A 25,702-nucleotide genomic window follows, 5' to 3' on the forward strand; every position below is an offset into this window, starting at 1 on the left:
GGCGCCCCAGAGTAGACGCATTTCGGGCGCCCCCGGCGGCCGCTCCCCTTTGGTTCATCCCACAGTCAACCCCTGTCTTCCCTGTAGGGCTTGACAACTTTGCCGGCGACGAAGGAAATTGACGCGCGTAGATATCTACTCCCTCCTCCACACACCGGAGTTCCCGCCCATGCGCTCCTCGCATCCCCGTTCCGCCGCCGTCGCGGCCCTCGTCGCCACCGCGCTGGCCACCGGCCTGCTCGCGGGCACCGCCGACGCGGCCGAAGGCGCCGTGTCCGCCGATCCGATACGCATCCACGACATCCAGGGCACCACCCGGATATCCCCGATGGTCGGCAAGCAGGTCGCCGGTGTCGCGGGCGTCGTCACGGGCGTCCGTACGTACGGTTCGCGCGGTTTCTGGATCCAGGACCCCGACACCGACGACGACGACGCCACCAGCGAGGGCGTGTTCGTCTTCACCAGCTCGGTCCCGACCGTCGCCGTCGGCGACGCCGTCACCGTCTCCGGCCTGGTCGGCGAGTACATCCCCGGCGGCGTCTCCTCCGGCAACCAGTCGGTCACCCAGATCTCCAAGCCCGTCGTGACCGTGGTCTCCTCCGGCAACGCGCTGCCCGCGGCCACCGCCGTCAACGAGTACTCGGTCCCCTGCGCGTACGCCCCGGAGGGCGACCCGGCCGCCGCCGGCAGCGTCAACGGCCTGACCCTGGAGCCCTCGCGCTACGCCCTGGACTACTACGAGTCCCTGGAGGGCATGAACATCGCGATCGGCACCTCGCGCGTGGTCGGCGCCACCGACCCGTACGCGGCGCTGTGGGTGACGGTGAAGGGCTGGGAGAACAACACCCGGCGCGGCGGCACGGTCTACGGTTCGTACGAATCCCAGAACACCGGCCGCCTCCAGATCCAGCAGCTCGCGCCCCTCGCGCAGCAGCCGTTCCCGGTGGCCAACGTCGGCGACAAGCTGACCGGCCCCACCGAAGGCCCGCTGGACTTCAACCAGTTCGGCGGCTACACCCTGGTGGCCCGCACCCTCGGCACGGTCACGGCGGGCACCCTCGCCCCGGAGCACACCAAGGCGCAGTCCTCCCACGAGCTCGCGGTGGCCACGTACAACGTCGAGAACCTCGACCCGTCCGACCCGCAGGAGAAGTTCGACAACCTGGCCAAGGCCGTCGTCGAGAACCTCGCCTCCCCGGACATCCTCGCCCTGGAGGAGATCCAGGACGACAACGGCGCCAAGAACGACGGCACCGTCTCGTCCGAGGCCACGCTCACGAAGTTCACCACGGCGATCGCGGCCGCGGGCGGCCCGGCCTACCAGTGGCGCACGATCAACCCGGAGGACAAGAAGGACGGCGGCGAGCCCGGCGGCAACATCCGCCAGGTGTTCCTCTTCAACCCGGAGCGGGTCTCCTTCGCCGAGCGCGCCCCGGGCGACGCCGTGACGGCGACCGGCGTGGTCAAGGAGAACGGCAAGGCCGCCCTGACCCACTCCCCCGGCCGCATCGACCCGGCGAACCCGGCGTGGGTGGACAGCCGCAAGCCGCTGGCCGGCGAGTTCGTCTTCCGCGGCAAGACGGTCTTCGTGATCGCCAACCACTTCGGCTCGAAGGGCGGCGACCAGGGCCTGACCTCCTCGAACCAGCCTCCGGTGCGTTCCTCCGAGGCCAAGCGGCTGCTGCAGGCGCAGGCCGTGAACGGCTTCGTGAAGGACATCCTGGCGGTGGAGAAGAAGGCCGCGGTCCTCGTGGTCGGCGACATCAACGACTTCGAGTTCTCGGACACGACGAAGGCGCTGGAGGACGGCGGGGCGCTGTACGCGGCGATCAAGTCGCTGCCGAGGTCGGAGCGTTACTCGTACGTCTACCAGGGCAACTCGCAGGTCCTCGACCAGATCCTGACGAGCCCGGGCATCAAGCAGTTCAGCTACGACAGCGTGCACATCAACGCGGAGTTCTCGAACCAGAACAGCGACCACGACCCGCAGGTCCTGCGCTTCCGCCCGTAGCGGCGGCGCCGAAGGGGCCGGGCCGCACCGCCGCCCGGCCCCTTCGGCATGATCCCGGCATGATCCTCGTCGGCTGCCTGCAGCTGACGTACGTCCCCGGCCTCGGCCAGGGCGGGCGGGAGCGGGCCCTCGTGGAGGCCGTACGGATCCGCGCGGACCGGCGGGGCGGGGGGCTCGGGGCCCGCCTGACGGAGCTGGCGGCGGACCGGGCCCGCGGGCGCGGCTGCGGCCTGATGCAGCTCACCAGCAACAAGCGGCGCACCGCCGCGCACCGCTTCTACGAGCGGCTGGGCTACGCCCGGAGCCACGAGGGCTTCAAGCTGCCGCTGGCCTGAGCGGGACGGGCGGGACCCGAGGACGGGACCTTTGGCCCTGGCGTGACGCTCGGCACATCCCTACCCATTCGGGCGGTTCTGGTGTTGAGTGTCCCCACGCCCGATCTTGTACCGCACTCCAGCACTCCTTTGGAGGACCGCGTGTTCCCCTCCATCTCCCTCGCTCAGGAAATCGGCATCGCCGTCCTGCTCGTGGCCGCCGCCGTCTGGCTGGTCGGCCTCGGCCACATGCTGTGGGACAGCCGTTTCCACCACCCGGAGCCAGGCACCTTCGAAGGGCTCTCGGTCATCCCGGCCCAGCGCGGCACCTCCGTCCATCCGATGGAGTCGGTGGAACTGACCGAGGCGGAGCAGCAGGCGTTCGCCGGCCTCGTCCGCACCATCCCCCTGAGCTGACCCCTCCGCGCGGAACCGCGCAGTGGAGCGCCCTCCCCCGCTCGGGGCGGGAGGGCGCTCACCACGCACGGTGCCCTCCCACCCCGATCGGGGTGGGAGGGCACCGGTACGACGGGACCGCGGTCGGTCAGTTGTGGCTGTGGAGGACCTCGTTCAGGCCGCCCCAGGCCGCCTTGTACGGGCGGGCCTCGACCGCGCCGGTGACCGAGTTGCGGCGGAAGAGGATGTTGTTGGCGCCCGAGAGCTCCAGGGCCTTGACGATCTGGCCGTCCGGCAGGGTGACGCGGGTGCCCGCGGTCACGTACAGGCCGGCCTCGACGACGCACTCGTCGCCCAGCGCGATGCCGACGCCCGCCTCGGCGCCGATCAGGGTGCGCTCGCCGATCGAGATGATCTGCTTGCCGCCGCCCGACAGGGTGCCCATGGTGGACGCGCCGCCGCCGATGTCGGAGCCGTCGCCGACCACGACGCCCGCGGAGATCCGGCCCTCGACCATGGAGGTGCCCAGGGTGCCGGCGTTGAAGTTGACGAAGCCCTCGTGCATGACCGTGGTGCCCTCGGCGAGGTGCGCGCCGAGGCGGACCCGGTCCGCGTCGGCGATGCGCACGCCCTTGGGGGCGACGTAGTCCGTCATCCGCGGGAACTTGTCGATCGAGGTGACCTGGAGGTGCAGGCCCTCGGCGCGGGCGTTCAGGCGGACGGTCTCGACCTGGTCGATCGCGACCGGACCGAGCGAGGTCCAGGCGACGTTGGCCAGCAGGCCGAAGACGCCGTCCAGGTTCTGGCCGTGCGGCTTGACCAGGCGGTGGCTGAGCAGGTGCAGGCGCAGGTACGCGTCGTGCGCGTCCAGCGGCTTGTCCTCCAGGGAGGCGATCACGGTGCGGACCGCTACGACCTCGACGCCGCGGACCGCGTCCTGGCGGATCGCCTTGGGCGCGGTGGCGCCCAGCAGCTCCACGGCCTGTTCGGCGGTGAGGCGCTCGGTGCCGGCCGGGCCGGGCTCGGCGACCAGCTGGGGGGCGGGGAACCAGGTGTCGAGGACGGTGCCGTCGGCGGTGATGGTGGCAAGTCCGGCGGCGACGGCGCCGGTGGTACGCGTAGCAGTCATGCCCGAAACCTAACCGGCGACGGCCCGCGGTCGCGAACCGGTCTCATGTGCCGGGCGCGGGTCGTGTCGCGCCGGGTCCTCCACGGGCCCCGGCACCGGCTCCCCCGGCACCGGCTCCCCCAGCGCGGGCTCCCGCACCGGGTGCGCCTCCGGCCCGGGTCGCGGCTTCCGCGCCCCCCGCGCCGACATCCACAGCACCGCCCCGCCCGCCAGCGCCGCCAGCGCCGTGCACAGCGGCCACAGCAGCCCGGGCGCCGCGGAGTACAGGGCGCCGCCGAGCGGCCCGCCGAGCACGACGCCACTGACCGAGACCCCGGCGTACAGGCTCTGGAACCGCCCGATGGCGTGGGCGGGCGCCTGGTCGGCGACGTACGCGGTGGCCGGGGTCTTGTAGAGGATCTCCCCGAGGCTCAGCAGCAGCATCATCACCACGGCGGCCGCGATCCCGGTCCCGAGCAGCAGCGCCCCGTACCCGGCGCCGACGAGCAGCAGCCCGACGCCGATGACGGTCAGCGGCGGGCGGGTGCGCAGGGCGACGGCGGCCGGCAGCTCCAGGAGGAGGATGACGGCGCCGTTGAGGGCGATGATCAGCCCGTAGGCGCCGGTGTCCAGACCGTGGTCCGCGAGGTAGAGCGGGAAGGTCGAGTACTGCTGGCGGTAGATCACGTCGACGACGAGGACCGCGGCCAGCATGACGAGGACGGCGGGCCTGGCCCGGAGCTCCCCCCATACGCCGCGGCCCAGACCCCCGTCCGGGGCCGCGGCGGGGGTGTTCGCGGCGCCCCGCGCGGGAACGACGCGGGCGGTCCACACGGCGAAGACGAGCGTGCCGATGCCGTCGGCGACGAAGAGCCAGTCGTAGGAGACGCCGGTCGCGATCAGTGCGCCGAGCGGCGCGCCGAGGGTGAAGCCGCCGTTGGAGACGCAGCGGACGACGGCGAAGGACTGGCGGCGCGCGCCCTCGGGGACGATCACCGCGACGAGTGCCGCGTTGGCGGAGCGGATCGCCCCGATGGCGTACTGGGCCGGCGGCAGGGCCGCGTAGAGCACGGCCGTGGGCAGGACCGGCAGGAGGACCAGGGCGCCGCCGGCGACGGCGGAGGCGATGAGCAGGACGCGGCGGTGGCCGTAGCGGTCGCCGAACCCGCCGCCCGTGAAGTTCCCGGCGATCAGGCCGATGCCGCCGATTCCGGTGATCAGGCCCGCCTCGGCGACGGAGAGTCCGCGCGGACCGGTCAGGTACACGAAGACGAAGACGAAGGTGAAGCTGGACACGGCGTTGACGAACACGCCCGGCGAGAGCAGCCAGACCGCTCTCGGCACCTCTGTGAATCCTTGCAGCAGCGCCCGCAGCATTTCCCTGGCCCCCGAGTTAGTTCCCTTTGGGAACTGACTATGTCAGCATGACAACCTCGGGTCAACGGACAGAAGGAGTGCCCATGGCCCAGCGCACGCACCTCGACGACGCGGACTGCTCCATCGCCCAGGCCCTCGACGTCGTGGGCGACTGGTGGACGCTGCTGATCGTGCGCGACGCCGCGCGCGGCGTGGACCGCTTCGACGACTTCCAGCGCGAACTGGGCATGTCCCGCAAGGTCCTGACGGAACGGCTGAAGCTGCTCGTCGAGGCGGGCGTGCTGACCCGCGAGCCGTATCAGGATCGGCCGGTGCGCCACGCGTACCGGCTCACCCCGCGCGGGCGCGGCCTGCTGCCGGTCCTGGTCGCCCTCCAGGACTGGGGAGACACCTGGATCCTGGGCGAAGGGGAGCTGACGGCGACGACGCGGGAGGCGTCACGGGAGGCGGTACGCGTGCACGCGCTGCGCGGCACCCGGCTGCCGGAGCTGTCGCTGCCGGACCTCTCCGGCGAACTCCGCGACCCGGTGGCGGACACCCCGTTCACCGTCCTGTACTGCTTCCCGGGCGCGTTCGCCCGGTCCGAGTCCTACCCGCCGGGGTGGGCCGGGATCCCCGGGGCGCGGGGGTGCACCCTCGAATCGTGCACCTACCGGGACCGGCTCGGGGAGTTCACCGCGGCGGGCGCGACGGTGCACGGGGTGTCCACTCAGCGGCCGGACGAGCAGCGGGAGTTCGCGGAGGCCGAGGGCCTCCGCTTCCCCCTCCTCTCCGACGCGGAGCTCGGGCTCGTGACGGCGCTGCGGCTGCCGACGTTCCGGGCGGGGGGCATCAGCCGGCTGAAGCGCCTGACGCTGGTCGTGGACCGCGACCGGACCGTTCGCGAGGTCCTCTACCCGGTCCAGGACATCGAGGCGAGCGTGGCCGCGGCCCTCGCGGCGATCCGCGGCGCGTAGGCCCGGGGACCGGCCGCCCCACCGGGCCGCCGACCCCGTCGCCGTCAGGGCCGCAGCACCCGGCGCAGGATCTCGCGGGCGTACGCCTCGTCGTACACCGTCCCCGTCAGCAGCACCTGCAGGCTGATCCCGTCCATCAGCGCCACCAGCGCCCGCGCCGTGGCCGGGTCCGTTCGCGCGGACAGCGCCTCGGAGACGGCCTCGCACCACTCCGCCGCCACCGGGCGCAGCGCGGGGCGGCGCAGGGCGGCCAGGTACAGCTCGTACTCCAGCTCCGCCCGCGCCCGGTCCGCCCCCAGGAACTCCCCGAGCAGCGCCGCCAGGGCGCCCGCCAGGTCCGCGCCCGGATCGGCCAGCGCCGCGGAGTCCGCCACCGCCCGGGCGAAGCCCTCGTTGGCCTGCCGCAGCGCCGCCACCAGCAGGTCGTCCAGGGTCTTGAAGTGGTACGTGGTGGAGCCGAGCGGTACGTCGGCCTCCGCTGCCGCGCTGCGGTGGCTGAGCCCCGCGATGCCCCGGGCGCCCACCACCCGGATCGCCGCGTCGATGATCCGGTCCCGCCGGTCCGGGTCGTAGCGGCGCACCGAGCCGGCCATCAGCGGACGGCTCCCGGCACGGCGGCGGCGGGCGACTGGCAGGGCATGCGTACGACGGTACACACGGCCGGGGCGCTCGGGACGGTCCTCGCGGTCAGTGCGCCGTCCCCCCGAGGTTCAGCAGCACGACGCCGGCGATCACCAGGGCGATGCCGCCGATCTTCGCGGCCGTCGCCGCCTCCCCCATGAAGATCATGCCGATCGCGGCGATCGCGGCCGTGCCGACGCCGGCCCAGATCGCGTACGCGGTCCCGACCGACATCGACTTCAGCGTCTGCGCGAGCAGCGTGAAGGCGATGAGGTAGCCCACCAGCGTGATCAGCGAGGGCCACAGCTTCGTGAAGCCCTCACTGAACTTCATGGCGGTGGTACCGGCGACCTCGGCGACGATGGCGGCGGCGAGCAGTATGTAGGGCATGCGTACGACTGTACCCATCGTTATGGACGCCCGTACACATCAGCGCGCCCCGGCCCGTACGCTGCTGCTCTGCTTCCCGCAGCTCACCGCCGGCCTGCTCTACGCGGACCGGCGGATCCGCCGCGAGGACCTGGCGGCGGAGCCCGCCAGGCAGGACGGCGAGCTCAGGTCAGCGTGAACCAGGCCGCGCGGGACTTCTTCCACTCCGGGTGGTCGAGGTCCTTGGCCTCGGTGCCGTCCCCGTACAGGTCGGCGGAGCCGCTGTCGGTGATCAGCTGGACGCGGGCACCGGGCACGCGGAGGTCGGGCACGGAGACCACGGCTTCCCAGCCGCCCGGGTCGGTGGTCGGCAGGTCCGCCCGCTTCACCGGGGCGTGGCCCGGGACGCCGTCCCACTGGTAGAGGGCGTACGGGTCGGAGTTGTCGTCCGCCGCCCAGGAGCCGGCGAGGACCAGGTACTGGTCGGCGGCGTTCTTGCGGATGTCACGGACCGCGAGCCCGCCGAGGTCCATCTCGATCGCCTCGCCGAAGACCGGCCCGGCCGCGCCGGCCACGACCTGGTCGATGTTGGTGACGGGCACGACCAGTGCCCTGCCGCCGGGCACCGCGGGCGCGAGCGGCGCGCGGAAGCCCAGGTAGGCCGTGGTGGTGGAACCCGGGGCGAACTCCAGGCCCTCCACGTTGAACCCGTCGATGCTCTTCGGGATCCGGCCGGCCGCCGTGCCCGCCGCGAAGCCGTAGCGGTTCCCGTTCGCCGTGTCCCAGGCGATCAGGTCCTCGCGCAGGCCCTTGTAGGCGGAGCCGAAGGTGATCTCGGTGTCGGCGCCCGTCCCGGTGAGCCGGGTGGTGAAGACCGTGTTGCGCTCGGCCTTGTACTTGCCGTCCTTGTTGTTGCCGAGCGAGCCCGTCCAGTACACGGTGTCGCCGACCCGGGCGGCGGCCTCGATGTCGGCTTCCTTCTTGGTGCCGAGCGCGGCGCCCAGGTCCCAGGTCTTCACGGGGGCGCCCGAGCGGGACCGGTCGTACAGGCGCAGCACGTTGGTCTCGTCGTCGGCCACCAGCGCGTAGCCGTCGCCGACGTCCACGGCGGCCGAGGAGTCGGCGGAGCCCGTGAGGTAGCGGGTGGTGCGGGCGCCGGTGGCCACCCGCGCCGAAGCGGCGTAGGAGAGGGTGGCCGTGGCCGTCTTGCCGCCGCGGCCGGTCACCCGGAGCGTCAGGTCGGTGTAGCCCTGGGCCCGCGGGCGTACGGTCAGCTCGCGGTGGCCGTGCCCGGTCCGGCCGATGCGCACGTCTCCGGGCCCCGCGACCGCCGGGTTGCTCGAGGAGAGGACGTCGACGTTGAGGAAGGCGGCCGGTATCCCCTGCTGCGCGATGTCCACGCTCACGCCCGGGTCGCCGATCGCGCCGACGGCCCCGGACAGGTACCCGGCGGAGAGTGCGATGGTCGGTTCGGCGGCGGTTTCCTGGGCGGCGTGGGCGGGCGCGGTCAGTACTGCGGCGAGCAGGGCGGCCGCTCCTGCGGCTCCCACGGCACCGAGGCGGAGTGCCGGCGAAAGGCGAACGGTCAACGGAGGGTCCTCTCGTGTGCGGCGCGCCACGATGTGACGGCCGTCGAGAAGATTCGGCCACCGTGGCCAACTCCCGGTGCACGCGGCCCGTCCGCCGGGAAAACAGAGGACCCCCGGCACACCCGTGCCGGGGGTCCTCTGTTCACTCGGCCGTCGGACGGCCGTCGTTCTCGGGTCGGGCGTCGATCAGACGTTGAAACCGAGCGCGCGCAGCTGCTCGCGGCCGTCGTCCGTGATCTTGTCCGGGCCCCACGGCGGCATCCACACCCAGTTGATGCGCAGTTCGCTGACGATGCCGTCCGTAGCCGACTTCGCCTGGTCCTCGATGACGTCCGTCAGCGGGCAGGCCGCCGAGGTCAGGGTCATGTCGAGGGTCGCGATGTTGGCGTCGTCGACGTGGATGCCGTAGATCAGGCCCAGGTTGACGACGTCGATGCCCAGCTCGGGGTCGACCACGTCGTAGAGGGCCTCGCGGACCTCTTCCTCGGTGGCCGGCTTGATGGACGCCTCGGGCGTCGCGTTCTCGGTCATGCCGTCTTCCTCTCGGCGTCGCCCAGTGCCTGGGCGGTCGCGTCCTTCCACGCCATCCAGCTCAGCAGAGCACACTTCACCCGGGCCGGGTACTTGGAGACGCCGGCGAACGCGACCGCGTCCTCCAGCACCTCCTCCATGGCCTCGTCGGGCTCCATCTTGCCCTTGGACTGCATCAGCTCCAGGAAGACTTCCTGGATCTTCCGCGCCTCGCCCAGCTCCTTGCCGACGAGCAGCTCGTTCAGTATCGACGCGCCGGCCTGGCTGATGGAGCAGCCCTGGCCTTCGTACGAGATGTCCGTGAGGGTCTCGCCGTCGTACTTCACGCGCAGGGTGATCTCGTCACCGCACGTCGGGTTGACGTGGTGCACCTCGGCGTCGCCGTCGCGCAGGCCTCGCCCGCGCGGGTGCTTGTAGTGGTCCAGGATCAGTTCCTGGTACATCGATTCCAGCTTCACTGCGCCTCGTCGCCCTCGTCGTCGCTTCGTCTTATCCGAAGAAGTTCCGTACGTGCTCCAGCCCGTCGATCAGTGCGTCGACCTCGGCCGGAGAGGAGTACAGATAGAAAGACGCTCGCGTCGTCGCCGGAATTCCGTACCGGAGGCAGACCGGGCGGGCGCAGTGGTGTCCCACGCGGACCGCGATGCCCTGCTCGTCCAGTACCTGGCCCACGTCGTGCGGGTGGATGTCACCCAGGACGAAGGAGATGGCGGCGCCGCGGTCCTCGGCCGTGGTCGGGCCGATGATGCGCAGGTCCGGGACCTCCGCGAGGCGCTTGATCGCGTACTCGGTGATCGCGTGCTCGTGCGCGGCGATCTTGTCCATGCCGATCGCGGTCAGGTAGTCCACGGCCGCGCCGAGGCCGACGGCCTGGGCGATCGGGGGCGTGCCGGCCTCGAACTTGTGGGGCGCCGGGGCGTAGGTCGAGGAGTGCATCGAGACGGTTTCGATCATCTCGCCGCCACCCAGGAAGGGCGGCAGGTCCTCGAGCAGCTCCTGGCGGCCCCAGAGGACGCCGATGCCGGTCGGGCCGCACATCTTGTGGCCGGTGAAGGCCACGAAGTCGGCGCCGAGCGCCTGCACGTCGAGCGGCATGTGCGGAGCGGCCTGCGAGGCGTCGATCAGCACCAGCGCGCCGACCTCCTGCGCGCGCCGGACGATCGCCTCGGTCGGGTTGACCGTGCCCATGATGTTGGAGACCAGCGTGAAGGAGACGATCTTCGTCTTCTCCGTGATGACCTCTTCGATGTTGGACAGGTCGAGCCGGCCGTCGTCGGTGAGGCCGAACCACTTCAGCTTCGCGCCGGTGCGCTGCGAGAGCAGCTGCCACGGCACGATGTTGGAGTGGTGCTCCATCTCCGTGATGGCGATCTCGGTCTCGCGGTCGACCCGGTAGGGCTCGTCCGCCCAGCCGAGCATGTTCGCGACCAGGTTGAGCGACTCCGAGGCGTTCTTGGTGAAGATCACCTCGTTGCGGCTCGGAGCGTTGATGAAGGCGGCGACCTTGTCGCGGGCGCCCTCGTACAGCGCCGTGGCCTCCTCGGCGAGCACGTGCACGCCGCGGTGGACGTTGGCGTTGTGCTGCTCGTAGTACTCGTTCAGCGCGTCGAGCACCTGGCGCGGCTTCTGCGAAGTCGCCGCGTTGTCCAGGTAAACGATCTTCTTCCCGTCGTGGACCACACGATCCAGAAGGGGGAAGTCCTTGCGGATCGCCTCGATGTCGAGGAGGCCAGGCAGCTGTGTCACGCGGTCGCGCCACCCTTCGTGCTGTAGGACTCGTAGCCCTCCGCCTCCAGCTTGTCGGCGAGCTCGGCGCCGCCGGACTCGACGATGCGGCCCTCGGAGAAGACGTGGACGAAGTCGGGCTTGATGTAGCGGAGGATCCGCGTGTAGTGCGTGATCAGCAGGGTGCCGGTGTCGCCGGTCGAGCGGAAGCGGTTGACGCCCTCGGAGACCTGGCGCAGGGCGTCGACGTCGAGGCCGGAGTCGGTCTCGTCGAGGATCGCGATCTTCGGCTTGAGGAGCTCCAACTGCAGGATCTCGTGACGCTTCTTCTCACCGCCGGAGAAGCCCTCGTTGACGTTGCGCTCGGCGAAGGCCGTGTCCATCTGGAGCTGCTCCATCGCGGACTTGACCTCCTTCACCCAGGTGCGCAGCTTCGGCGCCTCGCCGCGGATGGCGGTGGCCGAGGTGCGCAGGAAGTTGGAGACCGAGACGCCGGGGATCTCGACCGGGTACTGCATCGCGAGGAAGACGCCGGCGCGGGCGCGCTCGTCGACGGACATCTCCAGGACGTCTTCGCCGTCGAGGGTCACGGTGCCCTTGGTGATGGTGTACTTCGGGTGGCCGGCCAGCGCGTAGGCGAGGGTGGACTTGCCGGAGCCGTTCGGACCCATGATGGCGTGCGTCTCACCCTGCTTGATGGTGAGGTCGACGCCCTTGAGGATCTCGCGGGCGCCGTGCTCGGCCTCGACGGAGACGTGCAGGTCGTGGATTTCAAGCGTTGCCATGGATACCTCAGGACTCCTGGGTGAGGGAGACGAGCACGTCGTCCCCTTCGATCTTTACGGGGTATACGGGGACGGGGCGCGTCGCGGGCAGGCCGGACGGCTTGCCGGTGCGCAGGTCGAAGGCCGAGCCGTGCAGCCAGCACTCGATCATGCAGTCTTCGACCTCGCCCTCCGAGAGGGATACGTTCGCGTGCGAGCAGATGTCGTTGATCGCGAACACCTCCCCCTCGGCGCGGACGATGGACACCGGCGTGCCGTCGAGTTCGACCCGCTTGGGGGCGTTCTCCTCCAGCTCGCTCAGCGCACAGGCCTTGACGTAAGTCATCAGACGGAACCCTGGAGCTCGGTCTCGATCTTGGCGAGCAGGCGCTCCTCGATGTCGGCGACACCGATCTGCTGGACGAGCTCGGCGAAGAAGCCGCGCACGACCAGGCGGCGGGCCTCGTCGGCCGGGATGCCGCGGGACTGCAGGTAGAAGAGCTGCTCGTCGTCGAAGCGGCCGGTCGCGGAGGCGTGGCCGGCGCCGACGATCTCGCCGGTCTCGATCTCCAGGTTCGGCACCGAGTCGACCCGCGCGCCGTCCGTGAGGACGAGGTTGCGGTTCATCTCGTAGGTGTCGGTGCCCTCGGCGGTCTTCTCGATGAGCACGTCACCGATCCAGACGGCGTGGGCGTCCTGGCCCTGGAGCGCGCCCTTGTAGACCACGTTCGACTTGCAGTGCGGGGCCTTGTGGTCGACCAGGAGGCGGTGCTCCTGGTGCTGGCCGGCGTCCGTGAAGTACAGGCCGAAGAGCTCCGCCTCGCCGCCGGGACCCGCGTAGTTCACGCGCGGGTGGAGGCGTACGACGTCTCCGCCGAAGGTGACGACGATCGACTTGAAGGTCGCGTCGCGGCCGATCAGGGCGTTGTGCTGGGAGCAGTGGACGGCGGTGTCGTCCCAGTCCTGCACGGAGACCACGGTGAGCTTGGCGCCGTCGCCGACGAGGAAGTCGACGTTGGCGGCGCGCACGCCGTCACCGGTGTGGTCGATGACCACGACGGCCTCGGCGAAGGCCTTCACGTCGAAGACGGTGTGGCCGAAGGTGGTGCCGCCCTCGCCGTGCAGCGTGACGCGCACGGGTTCGGTGAGCACCGCTTCCTTGGGCACGGTCACGACCGTGGCCTTGGCGAAGGACGAGAACGCCTGGGCGGCGATCCGGTCCACCGGGGTGCCGGCCTTGCCGATGCGCGCGTCGCCGCGCTCCACGGACTCGATCGTGACCACGTCGGGCGCGTCGATCTGGGCCTTCATGGTGCCGTTGGCGACCGCGGTGCCGTCGTGCAGGCCCTTGAGGCGGGCGAGCGGCGTGAAGCGCCACTCCTCCTCGCGGCCGTTGGGCACGGGGAAGTCCGCCACGTCGAAGGACGGAGGGGCACTCATCCGGGTGGCGACGGTGGACTCGGCGGCCACCGCGATCGCGCCGGCGGTGGTCGAACCCGCCGGAATGTTCTGAGCCTCAGCCATGGCTGTCGTGTTGCTCTCTTCCTTAAAGAATCTGCTGCGGGGCGTCGGGCGGGCCGGGACTAACCGACCGAGCCTTCCATCTGCAGCTCGATCAGCCGGTTCAGCTCCAGCGCGTACTCCATCGGCAGCTCACGGGCGATCGGCTCGACGAAGCCGCGCACGATCATCGCCATGGCCTCGAACTCCGTCAGACCGCGGCTCATCAGGTAGAAGAGCTGGTCGTCGGAGACCTTGGAGACGGTCGCCTCGTGGCCCATGGACACGTCGTCCTCGCGGACGTCCACGTAGGGGTAGGTGTCCGAGCGGGAGATGGTGTCGACCAGGAGCGCGTCGCACAGCACGTTGGACTTGGAGCCGTGGGCGCCTTCGCCGATCTCGACCAGACCGCGGTACGAGGTGCGGCCGCCGCCTCGGGCCACCGACTTCGAGACGATGTTGGAGGAGGTGTTCGGCGCCATGTGGACCATCTTGGAGCCGGCGTCCTGGTGCTGGCCCTCGCCCGCGAAGGCGATGGAGAGGGTCTCGCCCTTGGCGTGCTCGCCCATCAGGTAGACGGCCGGGTACTTCATGGTGACCTTGGAACCGATGTTGCCGTCGATCCACTCCATGGTCGCGCCCTCGTACGCCACGGCGCGCTTGGTGACCAGGTTGTAGACGTTGTTCGACCAGTTCTGGATCGTCGTGTAGCGGCAGCGGCCGCCCTTCTTCACGATGATCTCGACCACGGCGCTGTGCAGCGAGTCCGAGGAGTAGATCGGGGCGGTGCAGCCCTCGACGTAGTGGACGTAGGCGTCCTCGTCGACGATGATCAGCGTCCGCTCGAACTGGCCCATGTTCTCCGTGTTGATGCGGAAGTAGGCCTGGAGCGGGATGTCCACCTTGACGCCCTTGGGGACGTAGATGAACGAGCCGCCCGACCACACGGCCGTGTTCAGCGAGGCGAACTTGTTGTCGCCGACCGGGATGACGGTGCCGAAGTACTCCTGGAAGAGCTCCGGGTGCGTCTTCAGCGCGGTGTCCGTGTCGAGGAAGATGACGCCCTGCTCCTCCAGGTCCTCACGGATCTGGTGGTAGACGACCTCCGACTCGTACTGGGCCGCGACACCGGCGACGAGGCGCTGCTTCTCCGCCTCGGGGATGCCGAGCTTGTCGTACGTGTTCTTGATGTCCTCCGGCAGGTCCTCCCAAGAAGCGGCCTGCTTCTCGGTGGAACGCACGAAGTACTTGATGTTGTCGAAGTCGATGCCCGAGAGGTCGGAACCCCAGTTGGGCATGGGCTTCTTGCCGAACAGCTTGAGGCCCTTGAGGCGGAGGTTCAGCATCCACTCCGGCTCGGACTTCTTCGCCGAGATATCGCGGACGACCTCTTCGGACAGACCCCGCTTGGCGACCGCACCGGCCGCGTCGGAGTCGGCCCAGCCGTATTCGTAAGTGCCCAGGCCATCGAGCTCAGGGTGAGCAGTCTCCGTGGTCATGCGGGGTTCCTCCCGGCCGTACTTGCAGATACTGATGTGTCGGACTGTGTGGCGCCCTTGGCAGCGGCGCCGTTTCCGCTGCGCGGAATGAACGTCGTGCACACCCCGTCGCCGTGGGCGATCGTGGCGAGACGCTGCACATGCGTCCCGAGCAATCGGGAGAAGACCTCGGTCTCCGCCTCGCAGAGCTGCGGGAACTGCTCGGCGACGTGCGCGACCGGGCAGTGGTGCTGGCAGAGCTGTTCACCGCTGTGCGGACCGGGAGCGCTCTTCGCCGTAGCAGCGTACCCGTCTCCGGTCAACGCCCTGGCAAGGGCCTCGGTGCGCCCGGCCGGGTCGGCCGCATCCACGGCTTCGCGGTAGGTCTCCGCCTGCGCCGTCAGCCTGGCCTTCGCGAAGGCGGCCACGGCGGCGTCGCCCCGTTCCCCGCCCCCGGCGGTCTGCGCGATCCAGCGCATGGCGTCGGCCGCGAGCGAGTCGTAGGACTGGTCGAAGGCGTCCCGGCCGCAGTCGGTCAGCGCGAAGACCTTGGCGGGCCGCCCTCGGGTCCGCGCACCGTACACGCGCTGCTCACGGGGTTCGACCACGTCGTCGGTGACGAGCGTGTCGAGGTGGCGGCGGACGGCGGCCTGGGTGAGGCCGAGGCGCTGGGCGAGGTCGGCGACGGTGGAGGGACCGTGGTCCAGGATCGACCGCGCGACCCGGTTGCGGGTTGACCGCTCCCCGGTCGCGAGTTCGCCCTGGGGGGCCTCGCTCATCCGTTCGCCGTATTTCACAACGCCATTGTTGCGTAATTACTCCGGCCCCGACAAGCCGTGATGGAAGCCACCTCTGGTGGCCTCCATCACTAAGGGTTACCTTATTTATCCACGGAGCGTTACCCGGAAGTCGGCTCCCCGCTCTCCCGCGGGGCCCCGCCGGTGAACCAGTAAACGGCTCCCACCAGCAATCCTCCGCCCACGACGTTCCCCGGCACGGTGAACGTCAGATTTCGGAAAAGATCACCGAACCCGGCTGAGCCATCCAGGATCGCGAGGCTGAAAACAGCCATGTTCGCTACACAGTGTTCGAATCCGACGGCGACAAAAACAGCCACCGGGAGCCACAGGACGAAAATCTTGGCGGCATCGCCGCGGGCCCGGGTGAACATCCAGATGGCCAGGCAGACCAGCATGTTGCAGAGAACGGCCCGCCAGAAGAGCTGCCCGCCGCTCAGCGCCGTCTTCCCGTGCACCATCTCGGTGAGCATGGACCGCGCGGAGGGCGAGGAGGCCACGCCCGAGGCGTGCACCATGGCGCCGAAGGCGAAGGCCCCGACCAGGTTCCCGGCCAGCGAGAGCGTCCAGGAGAGCACCAGGTCCCGGGGACCGGTCCGCCCGGACAGCGCGCCGACCAGCATGACCATCACGTTGCTCGTGAAGAGCTGGGCGCCGGCGAACATCACGATGGTCAGGGCGATCGGGAAGACCGCGCCCTCCAGCAGCTTCACGGCCGGCGAGCCCTTCGCGACGAACGGCGAGATCGCGACCAGGAGCAGCACCTCGCCGATGGCGATGTAGGCGCCGGCGAGCATCGCCGACACGAAGTAGCGCGGCGGGTGCCCGAGGTCATGGGCCTTGTGCTCGGCCTGCCCCGAGGTGGCTTCGACGTTCTGAGCGATGCTGTTCACCATTCGACGTTAGGGTCCGGCCCCGCCCCCGGACGGGCGAAAAGGTCACGATTACGCAGGTCCGTGACCCTTCGGGGGCGGGACCTACGACCCCACCCCGGTCACCTCCCACGGCTCCGTAGACTCACTCCCCATGAGCAACGACCCCGCCGTGGAAATCCGCGGACTGGTGAAGCGGTACGGCCCCAAAACAGCGGTGGACGGCCTGGACCTCACCGTCCGGAGGGCCTCGGTCACCGCGGTACTCGGTCCCAACGGCGCGGGCAAGACGACCACGGTGGAAACCTGCGAGGGCTACCGCCGCCCCGACGCCGGATCCGTCCGCGTCCTCGGCCTCGACCCCGTGGCGCAGGCCGAGTCCCTGCGCCCGCGCATCGGAGTGATGCTCCAGTCCGGCGGCGTCTACTCGGGCGCCCGGGCCGTCGAGATGCTGCGCCACATGGCCAAGCTCTACGCCGACCCCCTGGACGTCCCCACCCTGGTGGAACGCCTCGGCCTCGGCGGCTGCGGCCGCACCGCCTACCGCCGGCTCTCCGGCGGCCAGCAGCAGCGCCTGGCCCTCGCCATGGCCGTCGTCGGCCGCCCCGAGCTGGTCTTCCTGGACGAGCCGACCGCCGGGCTCGACCCGCAGGCCCGCCGCGCGACCTGGGAACTCGTACGGGAACTGCGTGCCGACGGGGTCTCGGTCGTCCTCACCACGCACCACATGGACGAGGCCGAGCAGCTCGCGGACGAGGTCGCCATCGTCGACGCCGGCAAGGTCATCGCCCACGGCACCCCCGACGCGCTGTGCCGCGGCGGCGCCGAGAACACCCTGCGCTTCACCGGCCGCCCCGCGCTCGACGTCGGCTCCCTGCTGAAGGCCCTGCCCGACGGCACCCGGGCCGCCGAGCTCCTCCCCGGCGTCTACCGGGTCACCGGCGACGTGGACCCCCAGCTGCTGGCCACCGTCGCCTCCTGGTGCGCGCAGCACGGGGTGATGCCCGACAGCCTCTCGGTGGAGCGGCACACCCTCGAAGACGTCTTTTTGGAGCTCACCGGTAAGGAGCTGCGCGCATGAGCGCCGGTACGTTCACCCCCCGCCCGGGGGCCGCGCCCGTGTCCCGCATGATCCTGGCGCAGACGGCGCTGGAGACCCGGATGCTGCTGCGCAACGGGGAGCAGCTCCTGCTGACCGTGATCATCCCGGCCCTGCTGCTGACCCTCTTCTCCGCGGTGGACATCATCGACACCGGTGCGCAGAAGTCCGTGGACTTCCTCGCCCCCGGCATCCTGGCGCTGGCCGTGATGTCCACCGCCTTCACGGGCCAGGCCATCGCCACCGGCTTCGACCGGCGCTACGGAGTCCTCAAGCGGCTCGGGGCCTCCCCGCTGCCGCGCTGGGCCCTGATGGCCGCCAAGACGCTGTCCGTGCTGGTCACCGAGGTGCTGCAGATCGCGCTGCTGACCGTGATCGCCTTCGCCCTGGGCTGGTCCCCGCACGGGAACCCGCTGTCCGTCGCCGTGCTGATCCTGCTCGGCACCGCCGCCTTCTCCGGGCTCGGCCTGCTGATGGCGGGCACCCTCAGGGCGGAGGCCACCCTGGCCGCGGCCAACCTGGTCTTCCTGCTGCTGCTGGTCGGCGGCGGGGTGATCGTGCCGCTGGACAAGTTCCCCGGCGCGGTCCAGTCCGTCCTCGGCCTGCTCCCGATCTCGGCGCTCTCCGACGGCCTGCGCGAGGTGCTCCAGCACGGGGCCGCGCTGCCCTGGGGCGACGCGGCCGTGCTTACCTGCTGGGCCGTAATTGGCCTGGGCGCTGCTGCGCGCCTGTTCCGCTGGGATTGACCCCGCTCCCACGCAGGCGAGGGAACTTCCTGGCTCACCCTGCTCGCCCGTCCAGCGGACGGGTGAGTCTTACGCGATCGACGCCAGCCGGGTTGAGACCGCCCGGTTACGCAGCGCCACCGTACCATCACTCGAATGGTCGCGGGGATTGATCGGAACACTTCCCCCCGGTCGGGCTTTCCCTGGGAGAATGGGCACCTTCACGCATGGAGCCGGGGGGCGGCATGGCGCAGCGGGAGGCCGTTCTGCGGCTGGACGAACAGTGGGCACGGATCAGGTCGGGCGCGGCGCACGCGGAGCCCGCGGAGGCCGACGCCCTGCTCGCGGAGCTGATCGGAGCCCTGCGCGAGCCTGCCCGCACCGACGCCGAGTGCGCGGCCCGGCTGGGTCTGCGCCTCAGCGACCTGGCGGCCCGCCGGTTCGCCGGCGGGGACCGGGCCGGGGCCCTGGCCGCCATTGAGGAGGGGCTGCGGTTCTCGCAGCAGGCGGCCGGACGCGCCGCCGAGTACGCCCGCTGGTACGCCCGGGGCCTGATCAACCAGGGGGTCTGGCTGTCCTGGCCCCTCAGCGACGCGGAGCGGCTGCCGAAGCATCCGCTGGGCCCCGGCTCCGAGAGCGGCCCGAGCGCCGTGGAGCGGGCCGCCGGGGAGCGGGCCCGGGACCTGACGCGCGGCGCGGTGGAGGTCTGGGCGGCCCTGGACCAGGGGGATCCGGTCAATCAGCGGGGTCTCGCGCAGGCGAAGGTGTTCCTCGGCGACCGGCTCGCGGAGCTGGGCCTGGCCGAGGAGTCCGTGGCCTGGGCGGTCGACGCGGAAGGCTCCTTCCGGCGGCTGCTGCTCGCCGATCCCGGCTCCGAGGAGTCGCAGGAGGCCGAGGAGGCCCTGGACCACGTCGGCCGTCAGCTCGAACTGCGTCTGCGCTTCCTGTCCTTCGCCTCCCTGGCCGGCCTGCGCACGCGCGGGCTGCTGCCCGAACGGCTGCTGCCGCAGGCCGTGGTGGCCGCCCGCGTCCAGGGCGTCCCCGAGGCGGAGATCGCCGCCCGGCTGGGTCTGGAGGCCGACCAGGTCCACACGATGCTGGAGGTGACCCCCTGGCTCGCGGTGTGGCGCATCGAGGTCCGCGGCTCCGACGGACTGTGGAACGTACAGCCACATCCCTGGCACAGCGGGGCGGAAGTGAGGAACAGGACGGCCGAGGACGTAGGCGCCGAATTGGCGCGCGGCTTCGCCGCCTCGGCCGACTACCCGGGCAAGGGCGCGCATTGGCGGGTCCGCGTGTGGTGGCACGCGGAAGGCGACCCCGCCGGGGCCCGGTTCCGCCTGGTCGTCGGCCCTGACGGAGCGGCCGCCACCCCCTCGTGAAACTTTGCACAAGTGTCCGCGTACGATAAGCGCCGTGTTGACCCCCCTCGCATATCTCGCCCGCCGCTGGACGCCGTCACCCCGGACCGTCCAGCGGGCCGCGTTCGCAGCGGTGCTCATGAGCGTCGTCATCGTCGTCACCGGCGGCGCGGTGCGGCTGACCGGATCCGGTCTCGGCTGCGACACCTGGCCCAAGTGCACCGGCGACAGCCTGATCGTGACCCAGGAGCAGGGCTTCCACGGCGCCATCGAGTTCGGCAACCGCATGCTGACGTACGTGCTCTGCGCGGCCGTCGGCTGGGCGATCACCGCCGCCCGCTGCGCCAAGCCGTGGCGCCGCTCACTGACCCGGCTCGGCTGGCTCCAGTTCGCCATCGTGATGGGCAACGCGGTCCTCGGCGGCATCACCGTCCTGACGGGTCTCAACCCCTACAGCGTGGCCGGGCACTTCATGCTCGCCACCTCGCTGATCACCGTGGCGACGATCACCTGGCAGCGCACCCGCGAGGGCGACGCCCCGGCCCGGCCGCGCGTGCCCGCTCCGGTGCGCAAGCTCTCGTGGGCGCTGCTCGCGGCCACCGTCGTGCTGATCGCGGCGGGCACCGTGGTCACCGGCTCCGGCCCGCACGCCGGGGACAGCAGCGAGATCAAGCGGATGCCGTTCGACTGGTCGGCCACCGTCCACGTCCACGCGGTCTCCGCCTGGCTGGTGTGCGCGCTCGCCGTCGCGATGTGGCTGGTGCTGCGCGTGGTCGACGCTCCCGTGGACACCCGGGCGCGCGCCCGCGACCTGCTGATCGTGCTGCTCTCCCAGGGCGCCATCGGCTACCTCCAGTACTTCACCGACGTGCCCGAGGCCCTCGTGGCGGCCCACATGCTCGGCTCCTGCCTGGTGTGGATCTCGGTGCTCCGGGTGGCGCTGAGCCTGCGCGAGCGTCCGTCCGAGCAGGCCGGCAGCCCGGACCGGGACGACGCCCGGCTCGCCGCGGTCTGACCCACCGGCCCACCGGGGGGGGCCGGCCGCTCGTCGGCACCGTTCGTAGGCGCCGTTCGTCAGCGCCATTCGTCAGCGCCATTCGTCAGCGCCGCTCGTCAGCGCCGTTCGTCCAGCCGGTAGACGCGGCGGGCATTGCCCGCCGCGACCATCGCCGCCACCCGCTCCGCGTCCCGCCAGGACCAGGAGCCGTCGGCGACCCAGCCGCCGAGCACCCGGCCGAGCGCCTCCCGGAAAACCAGCGCGCCCACCGCGTGGAGTTCGGGCAGTTGCCGTCCGCCGCCGGAGAACATCAGCTTCCCGAACGGCGCGGTCTCCAGGCACTCCGCCAGCACGGCGGCCGCCCGGGCCCCCACGGGCCCCGACGCCGCACCGAGGTCGGCGTGGACGTGCGGGAAGGCCGCTGCCAGCCGCGCGGCCTGCCGGTGGTCGGGGTACCCGCCGAGCAGGACCAGCCGCGCCCCCAGCCCCTCGGTCGCCCGTACGAACCCGGTCAGCCGTTCCGGCTCCCCCGACTCCCCGCCCGTGTGCAGCTGGAGCGGCGGCCCGGAGGACACCGCGCTCCACGCCAGGTGCCGCAGGAGTACGGGATCCCGTACCGCCCCGCCCTTGGCCCGCGCGGCCAGCCAGCGCCCGGCCGCGCCCCGCACCTCGCCCGGACCGGGCGGCTCGGGCGCGGCTTCGAGGGCCGCCCCCCAGGCCCGGGCCGCACTCCCCGCCCCGGCCCCGCAGGTGAACGCCACGGCCCCGGCGGCGGCGTGGTGGACCGCCCCCGCGAGGTTGGCCAGGAAGGCGGCCACGGTCCCGGAGGTGTCGGCCGCCTGCTCGGCCAGCAGCTCCAGCCGCACCAGTTCGTAGGCCTCGGCCCCGCCCGCCCGGGCCAGTTCCTTGGGCCCGGTGAGGTCCCCGGGCACCCCGGAGTCGACGAGCCGGGCGCCGACCCCGCAGCCGCGCAGCAGCCGGCGGGCCGACTCGGCGGCGCCCAGCTCGCGCCGCCGGGCGAGGTAGCGGGCGGGGGCGCAGTGCGGTTCGAGGCCGAGCAGCGGCGGGCACCAGCGGCGCACCGCGAAGCCGGTCTGGGTGTCGAAGAAGGTGGTGCCGGCGGCGGGCGGGCCGGCGGAGGGGATCAGCTGGGCCTCGAAGGTGGCGAGGCCCAGCTCCGTGCGGAGCACTCCCTGGCAGTACTGGTCCACCAGGGGCGGCGTTTCGATCATCCGGGCATCCCGTTGCGGACGTGAGGAAGGGGCTTCCACACGTCCTAACGGGTGCGCGGGGTGTGAGGTGTTGCTCGCGCTGTTGACCGAGCGGGTGACGCGGAAGCGATCCGGCCAATGATCAGGCCAATGATCGACCGGGTCAGGCGGCCGGGTTCGCGGCTCCGCCGAGCTGCATGCCGGCCATCCGGGACCACTCGTACGGCCCCGTCCGCACCCGCGCGGCGAACTCTCCGTCGAACTCCTCGTGGAGGGTCAGCCCGGCCTTCTCCGCCGCGAGCCGCGCGGTGTCGTACGTCGGGGCCACCAGGTCGCCCCAGCTGCCGTCGGTGCCGACGAGGACGATCCGGGTGCCCGCCTGGCCGATGTGCGCGAGGTTGCCCTCGGCGCCGCCGTGCTGCTTGGCGAACGCGCCGATCTGCTTGGCCAGCTTGGCGGCCGTACGGTCCTGCTTCTTGTCCGCCGTGGCGGCGGTCCCCTCGGTGTCTGCCATGGGCAGCATGCTACCGGCCGGTAATGAACGAAGGAAGCATGAACGAGGGAGGCATCAGCGGAGGAAGGGATCCACGGCGACGGCGACGAAGAGGAGCGACACATAGGTGATCGACCAGTGGAACAGCCGCATCTCCTTGAGCTTCGCGCCCGTCAGGCCCGACTTGGCGCGCGCGTTGAGCCCGTGCGCCTCCCACAGCCACCAGCCGCCGGCCACCAGGGCGACCGAGGTGTAGAACCAGCCGGTGTACCCCAGCGGGGTCAGCAGCAGCGAGACGGCGACCATCACCCAGCTGTAGAGGACGATCTGCTTGGCCACGGCCCTGTTGCCCGCGACGACCGGCAGCATCGGCACGCCGACGCGCGCGTAGTCGTCCTTCACCTTCATCGACAGCGGCCAGTAGTGCGGCGGCGTCCAGAAGAAGATGACGAGGAAGAGGATGACCGCGGCCCAGGAGACCTCGTTCTTCACCGCCGACCAGCCGATGAGCACCGGCATGCAGCCCGCGATGCCGCCCCACACGATGTTCTGCGAGGTGCGCCGCTTCAACAGCATCGTGTAGACGACGACATAGAAGAGGAGCGCGCCGAGCGCGAGGGCGGCCGACAGCCAGTTGATCAGCAGCCCGAAGAACAGGGTCGACGCGATCCCGAGGGTGATGCCGAAGACCAGGCACTCGCGCGGGCTGACCATGCCGGTCACCAGCGGGCGTCCCGAGGTCCGGTCCATCAGCGCGTCGATGTCGCGGTCGATGTACATGTTCAGCGCGTTGGCGCCGCCCGCGGACAGGTACCCGCCGAAGCAGGTGGCGAGGACCAGCCACAGCGGGGGCACGCCCTGCTCGGCGAGGAACATCACCGGCACGGTCGTAATGAGCAGAAGCTCGATGATCCGCGGCTTGGTCAGTGCCACGAAAGCCATGGCCCGGGCCCCGAACGGCCGGTGGTTGGGGCTCGTCCCGAGCACCCCCGCTGGACGGGATTCGACGGCCGTCACGCACACCCCTGACAGAGAATCCAGCAAGCTCCGACGTGAACCCTTTTAAACATGAAGGTCCCGTAAAGGCTTGCGCGTACCACGCCACTCTAGACGTAGCCATTGGCTCGTCCCGCGCGGGGGTCGCCCCGTGTTGGTCCGATCAGTACCGAGACGTCACGAGCGGACCGCGGGTACTCGAATAGCTGCACGCTGTGGCGGGGGTAGGCTCGGAATCGCTCCGGTGCACCGTTCGTCACCGGGAACCAGACATGTGGAGAGGAGCCCTGACCCACGGTGAGCACCAAGCCGACGACCACAGAGCTCGACTGGACCGAACTGGACCAGCGTGCTGTCGACACCGCCCGGATCCTGGCCGCCGACGCGGTCCAGAAGGTCGGTAACGGCCACCCCGGCACTGCGATGAGCCTGGCCCCCGCCGCGTACACCCTCTTCCAGAAGGTGATGCGGCACGACCCGGCGGACCCGGAGTGGGTCGGCCGCGACCGTTTCGTGCTCTCCGCGGGCCACTCCTCGCTGACCCTCTACACCCAGCTGTACCTGGGTGGGTTCGGGCTCGAGCTGGACGACCTGAAGGCCTTCCGCACCTGGGGCTCCAAGACCCCCGGCCACCCGGAGTACGGCCACACCGCGGGCGTCGAGACCACCACCGGCCCGCTGGGCCAGGGCATCGCCAACGCGGTGGGCATGGCCATGGCCGCCCGCTACGAGCGCGGCCTGTTCGACCCCGAGGCCCCCGCGGGAGCCTCCCCGTTCGACCACATGATCTACGCGATCGCGGGCGACGGCTGCCTCCAGGAGGGCATCTCCCACGAGGCGTCCGCGCTGGCCGGCCACCAGAAGCTCGGCAACCTGGTGCTGCTGTGGGACGACAACCACATCTCCATCGAGGGCGACACGGAGACGGCCGTCTCCGAGGACACCCTGAAGCGCTACGAGGCCTACGGCTGGCACGTCCAGCGCGTCGCGCAGCAGGAGAACGGCGACCTCGACCCGAAGGCGCTGTTCGCCGCGCTGCAGGCCGCCAAGGCCGAGACGGAGCGCCCCTCCTTCATCGCGGCCCGTTCGATCATCGCCTGGCCGGCCCCGCACGCCCAGGGCACCGAGGCCTCGCACGGCTCGGCCCTCGGCAACGACGAGGTCGCCGCCACCAAGCGCGTGCTCGGCTTCGACCCGGAGCAGACCTTCGAGGTCTCCGACGAGGTCATCGCGCACACCCGCTCCCTCGGCGACCGGGGCCGCGAGGCCCGCGCCGCCTGGGAGAAGGAGTTCTCCGCCTGGCGCACCGCCAACACCGAGCGCGCCGCCGAGTTCGACCGCATCAACGCCAACGAGCTGCCCGCGGGCTGGGAGGACAAGCTCCCCGTCTTCGAAGCCGGCAAGGGCGTCGCCACCCGCGCCGCCTCGGGCAAGGTGCTCGAAGCGCTCGGCGCGGTCATCCCGGAGCTGTGGGGCGGCTCGGCCGACCTCGCCGGCTCCAACAACACCACCATCGACAAGAACTCCTCGTTCCTGCCGGTGGGCAACCCGCTGCCGGAGGCCGACCCGTACGGCCGCACCATCCACTTCGGCATCCGCGAGCACGCCATGGCCGCGGCCATGAACGGCATCGCCCTGCACGGCCACACCCGCATCTACGGCGGCACCTTCCTGGTGTTCTCCGACTACATGCGCAACGCCGTGCGCCTTTCCGCCCTGATGCACGTGCCGGTCACCTACGTGTGGACGCACGACTCCATCGGCCTCGGCGAGGACGGCCCGACCCACCAGCCGGTCGAGCACGTCGCCGCGCTGCGCGCCATCCCGGGCCTGAACGTGGTCCGCCCGGCCGACGCCAACGAGACCGCCGTCGCCTGGCGCGAGATCCTCAAGCGCCACACCAAGGTCTTCGGCAAGGGCGCCCCGCACGGACTGGCGCTGACCCGCCAGGGCGTGCCGACCTACGAGCGCAACGAGGACGCCGCCAAGGGCGGGTACGTGCTCTTCGAGGCGACGGGCCCCGACGGGCAGAGCGCGGCCGCTCAGGTCGTCCTCATCGGCACCGGCTCCGAGGTCCAGCTCGCCGTCGCCGCGCGCGAGGCCCTGCAGGCCGAGGGCGTCCCGGCGCGCGTCGTCTCGATGCCGTCCGTCGAGTGGTTCGAGGAGCAGTCCCAGGAGTACAAGGACAGCGTCCTGCCGCCTTCGGTCAAGGCGCGTGTCGCGGTCGAGGCCGGCATCGGCCTGACCTGGCACCGCTACGTCGGCGACGCCGGCCGGATCGTCTCGCTGGAGCACTTCGGTGCCTCGGCCGACGGCGCCGTGCTGTACCGCGAGTTCGGCCTGACCGCCGAAGCCGTGACCGCCGCCGCCCGCGCGTCGCTCGCCGCCGCCGCGCGCTGACTCCCGCACCCA

The 25,702-nt window shown here is 71.2% G+C and carries 26 protein-coding genes and 1 pseudogene; 10 read left to right on the top strand and 17 right to left on the bottom strand.

Translation table 11 applies throughout. The annotated features are described in order from the left end of the window. The first annotated feature begins 169 nt into the window (after nucleotides 1-169). The 3 genes and pseudogenes from AC6CKD_RS09070 to AC6CKD_RS09080 all read left to right on the top strand — a co-directional run bounded on the left by AC6CKD_RS09070 (nucleotide 170) and on the right by AC6CKD_RS09080 (nucleotide 2,742). On the top strand, nucleotides 170-2,011 hold the full coding sequence (locus AC6CKD_RS09070; protein WP_498326933.1) for a DUF8508 domain-containing protein: 1,842 nt from the start codon (nucleotides 170-172) through the stop codon (nucleotides 2,009-2,011). A gap of 65 nt (nucleotides 2,012-2,076) precedes the next feature. Then, nucleotides 2,077-2,346, top strand: a pseudogene (locus AC6CKD_RS09075) (GNAT family N-acetyltransferase); the annotation flags it as partial. A gap of 141 nt (nucleotides 2,347-2,487) precedes the next feature. Continuing rightward, on the top strand, nucleotides 2,488-2,742 hold the full coding sequence (locus AC6CKD_RS09080; RefSeq protein ID WP_498326404.1) for a hypothetical protein: 255 nt from the start codon (nucleotides 2,488-2,490) through the stop codon (nucleotides 2,740-2,742). A gap of 127 nt (nucleotides 2,743-2,869) precedes the next feature. Here the strand turns inward: AC6CKD_RS09080 and dapD are convergent, their stop codons facing one another. Both dapD and AC6CKD_RS09090 read right to left on the bottom strand, forming a co-directional pair. Further along, a complete protein-coding gene (dapD, locus tag AC6CKD_RS09085) occupies nucleotides 2,870-3,850 on the bottom strand; it encodes a 2,3,4,5-tetrahydropyridine-2,6-dicarboxylate N-succinyltransferase (protein ID WP_243338420.1) in 981 nt (326 codons plus the stop codon). Between the two features lie 9 nt (nucleotides 3,851-3,859). After that, complete coding sequence (locus tag AC6CKD_RS09090) at nucleotides 3,860-5,206, bottom strand: MFS transporter (protein ID WP_498326406.1); 1,347 nt, start codon at nucleotides 5,204-5,206, stop codon at nucleotides 3,860-3,862. Between the two features lie 83 nt (nucleotides 5,207-5,289). Between AC6CKD_RS09090 and AC6CKD_RS09095 the strand changes: the two genes are divergently transcribed. Further along, nucleotides 5,290-6,162: a winged helix-turn-helix transcriptional regulator gene (locus AC6CKD_RS09095; protein WP_498326407.1), complete on the top strand. Its 873-nt coding sequence runs from the start codon at nucleotides 5,290-5,292 to the stop codon at nucleotides 6,160-6,162. A 44-nt stretch (nucleotides 6,163-6,206) separates the two neighbouring features. Here AC6CKD_RS09095 and AC6CKD_RS09100 read toward each other — a convergent pair whose 3' ends face one another. After that, nucleotides 6,207-6,755, bottom strand: a complete 549-nt coding sequence (locus AC6CKD_RS09100; RefSeq protein ID WP_498326408.1) for a TetR/AcrR family transcriptional regulator — start codon at nucleotides 6,753-6,755, stop codon at nucleotides 6,207-6,209. A gap of 94 nt (nucleotides 6,756-6,849) precedes the next feature. After that, nucleotides 6,850-7,173 carry a DMT family transporter gene (locus AC6CKD_RS09105; RefSeq protein WP_498326409.1) on the bottom strand — a complete coding sequence of 108 codons (324 nt, stop codon included), beginning with the start codon at nucleotides 7,171-7,173 and terminating at the stop codon, nucleotides 6,850-6,852. Between AC6CKD_RS09105 and AC6CKD_RS09110 the strand changes: the two genes are divergently transcribed. Next, nucleotides 7,172-7,351, top strand: coding sequence for a hypothetical protein (locus tag AC6CKD_RS09110; RefSeq protein ID WP_498326411.1), 180 nt, complete (start codon nucleotides 7,172-7,174; stop codon nucleotides 7,349-7,351). The genes AC6CKD_RS09105 and AC6CKD_RS09110 overlap by 2 nt on opposite strands. On the opposite strand, the gene AC6CKD_RS09115 is transcribed toward AC6CKD_RS09110, so the two are convergent. The 10 genes from AC6CKD_RS09115 to AC6CKD_RS09160 all read right to left on the bottom strand — a co-directional run bounded on the left by AC6CKD_RS09115 (nucleotide 7,338) and on the right by AC6CKD_RS09160 (nucleotide 16,429). Further along, nucleotides 7,338-8,702 carry a hypothetical protein gene (locus AC6CKD_RS09115; protein WP_498326412.1) on the bottom strand — a complete coding sequence of 455 codons (1,365 nt, stop codon included), beginning with the start codon at nucleotides 8,700-8,702 and terminating at the stop codon, nucleotides 7,338-7,340. The genes AC6CKD_RS09110 and AC6CKD_RS09115 overlap by 14 nt on opposite strands. 225 nt (nucleotides 8,703-8,927) lie before the next feature. After that, the gene (locus tag AC6CKD_RS09120; RefSeq protein WP_073913993.1) at nucleotides 8,928-9,272 is read right to left on the bottom strand and encodes a metal-sulfur cluster assembly factor; all 345 of its coding nucleotides are present in this window, start codon (nucleotides 9,270-9,272) and stop codon (nucleotides 8,928-8,930) included. After that, nucleotides 9,269-9,730, bottom strand: coding sequence for a Fe-S cluster assembly sulfur transfer protein SufU (gene sufU / locus AC6CKD_RS09125; protein WP_112449508.1), 462 nt, complete (start codon nucleotides 9,728-9,730; stop codon nucleotides 9,269-9,271). The genes AC6CKD_RS09120 and sufU overlap by 4 nt, the downstream gene beginning before the upstream one ends. 31 nt (nucleotides 9,731-9,761) lie before the next feature. After that, on the bottom strand, nucleotides 9,762-11,018 hold the full coding sequence (locus AC6CKD_RS09130; RefSeq protein ID WP_327252118.1) for a cysteine desulfurase: 1,257 nt from the start codon (nucleotides 11,016-11,018) through the stop codon (nucleotides 9,762-9,764). Beyond that, the gene (sufC, locus tag AC6CKD_RS09135) at nucleotides 11,015-11,782 is read right to left on the bottom strand and encodes a Fe-S cluster assembly ATPase SufC (protein ID WP_498326414.1); all 768 of its coding nucleotides are present in this window, start codon (nucleotides 11,780-11,782) and stop codon (nucleotides 11,015-11,017) included. Before sufC ends, AC6CKD_RS09130 begins: the two co-directional genes overlap by 4 nt. A 7-nt stretch (nucleotides 11,783-11,789) precedes the next feature. Beyond that, nucleotides 11,790-12,107 (bottom strand): bifunctional 3-phenylpropionate/cinnamic acid dioxygenase ferredoxin subunit, encoded by a 318-nt coding sequence (locus AC6CKD_RS09140; RefSeq protein ID WP_250742308.1) that lies wholly within the window; start codon nucleotides 12,105-12,107, stop codon nucleotides 11,790-11,792. Beyond that, nucleotides 12,107-13,285: a Fe-S cluster assembly protein SufD gene (gene sufD / locus AC6CKD_RS09145; RefSeq protein WP_498326415.1), complete on the bottom strand. Its 1,179-nt coding sequence runs from the start codon at nucleotides 13,283-13,285 to the stop codon at nucleotides 12,107-12,109. The genes AC6CKD_RS09140 and sufD overlap by 1 nt, the downstream gene beginning before the upstream one ends. Before the next feature lie 59 nt (nucleotides 13,286-13,344). Further along, nucleotides 13,345-14,760, bottom strand: a complete 1,416-nt coding sequence (gene sufB, locus AC6CKD_RS09150) for a Fe-S cluster assembly protein SufB (protein ID WP_498326417.1) — start codon at nucleotides 14,758-14,760, stop codon at nucleotides 13,345-13,347. Next, nucleotides 14,757-15,518 carry a helix-turn-helix transcriptional regulator gene (locus AC6CKD_RS09155; RefSeq protein WP_498326419.1) on the bottom strand — a complete coding sequence of 254 codons (762 nt, stop codon included), beginning with the start codon at nucleotides 15,516-15,518 and terminating at the stop codon, nucleotides 14,757-14,759. The genes sufB and AC6CKD_RS09155 overlap by 4 nt, the downstream gene beginning before the upstream one ends. Nucleotides 15,519-15,637: 119 nt before the next feature. Next, nucleotides 15,638-16,429: a formate/nitrite transporter family protein gene (locus tag AC6CKD_RS09160; protein ID WP_498326420.1), complete on the bottom strand. Its 792-nt coding sequence runs from the start codon at nucleotides 16,427-16,429 to the stop codon at nucleotides 15,638-15,640. A gap of 133 nt (nucleotides 16,430-16,562) precedes the next feature. Here AC6CKD_RS09160 and AC6CKD_RS09165 point away from each other — a divergent pair, with 133 nt between their 5' ends. The 4 genes from AC6CKD_RS09165 to AC6CKD_RS09180 all read left to right on the top strand — a co-directional run bounded on the left by AC6CKD_RS09165 (nucleotide 16,563) and on the right by AC6CKD_RS09180 (nucleotide 20,608). Beyond that, a complete protein-coding gene (locus AC6CKD_RS09165) occupies nucleotides 16,563-17,489 on the top strand; it encodes an ABC transporter ATP-binding protein (protein WP_498326422.1) in 927 nt (308 codons plus the stop codon). After that, on the top strand, nucleotides 17,486-18,253 hold the full coding sequence (locus AC6CKD_RS09170; RefSeq protein ID WP_498326423.1) for an ABC transporter permease: 768 nt from the start codon (nucleotides 17,486-17,488) through the stop codon (nucleotides 18,251-18,253). Before AC6CKD_RS09165 ends, AC6CKD_RS09170 begins: the two co-directional genes overlap by 4 nt. 224 nt (nucleotides 18,254-18,477) lie before the next feature. Continuing rightward, entirely contained in the window at nucleotides 18,478-19,614 is a 1,137-nt protein-coding gene (locus AC6CKD_RS09175; RefSeq protein ID WP_498326425.1) for a hypothetical protein, read from the top strand. A 25-nt stretch (nucleotides 19,615-19,639) separates the two neighbouring features. Beyond that, a complete protein-coding gene (locus AC6CKD_RS09180) occupies nucleotides 19,640-20,608 on the top strand; it encodes a COX15/CtaA family protein (protein ID WP_498326934.1) in 969 nt (322 codons plus the stop codon). 98 nt (nucleotides 20,609-20,706) lie between these two features. On the opposite strand, the gene AC6CKD_RS09185 is transcribed toward AC6CKD_RS09180, so the two are convergent. From AC6CKD_RS09185 to AC6CKD_RS09195, 3 genes are all read right to left on the bottom strand, one after another. Next, a complete protein-coding gene (locus AC6CKD_RS09185) occupies nucleotides 20,707-21,822 on the bottom strand; it encodes an amidohydrolase family protein (protein ID WP_498326426.1) in 1,116 nt (371 codons plus the stop codon). Nucleotides 21,823-21,964: 142 nt separating this feature from the next. Further along, nucleotides 21,965-22,315 carry a hypothetical protein gene (locus tag AC6CKD_RS09190; protein ID WP_498326427.1) on the bottom strand — a complete coding sequence of 117 codons (351 nt, stop codon included), beginning with the start codon at nucleotides 22,313-22,315 and terminating at the stop codon, nucleotides 21,965-21,967. Between the two features lie 54 nt (nucleotides 22,316-22,369). Further along, nucleotides 22,370-23,317 carry a heme o synthase gene (locus tag AC6CKD_RS09195; protein WP_498326935.1) on the bottom strand — a complete coding sequence of 316 codons (948 nt, stop codon included), beginning with the start codon at nucleotides 23,315-23,317 and terminating at the stop codon, nucleotides 22,370-22,372. Between the two features lie 270 nt (nucleotides 23,318-23,587). On the opposite strand from AC6CKD_RS09195, the gene tkt reads away from it, so the two are divergent. Then, nucleotides 23,588-25,690: a transketolase gene (tkt, locus tag AC6CKD_RS09200; RefSeq protein WP_498326429.1), complete on the top strand. Its 2,103-nt coding sequence runs from the start codon at nucleotides 23,588-23,590 to the stop codon at nucleotides 25,688-25,690. Nucleotides 25,691-25,702: the final 12 nt, after the last annotated feature.

It is taken from the genome of Streptomyces sp. GQ60, assembly GCF_059758875.1.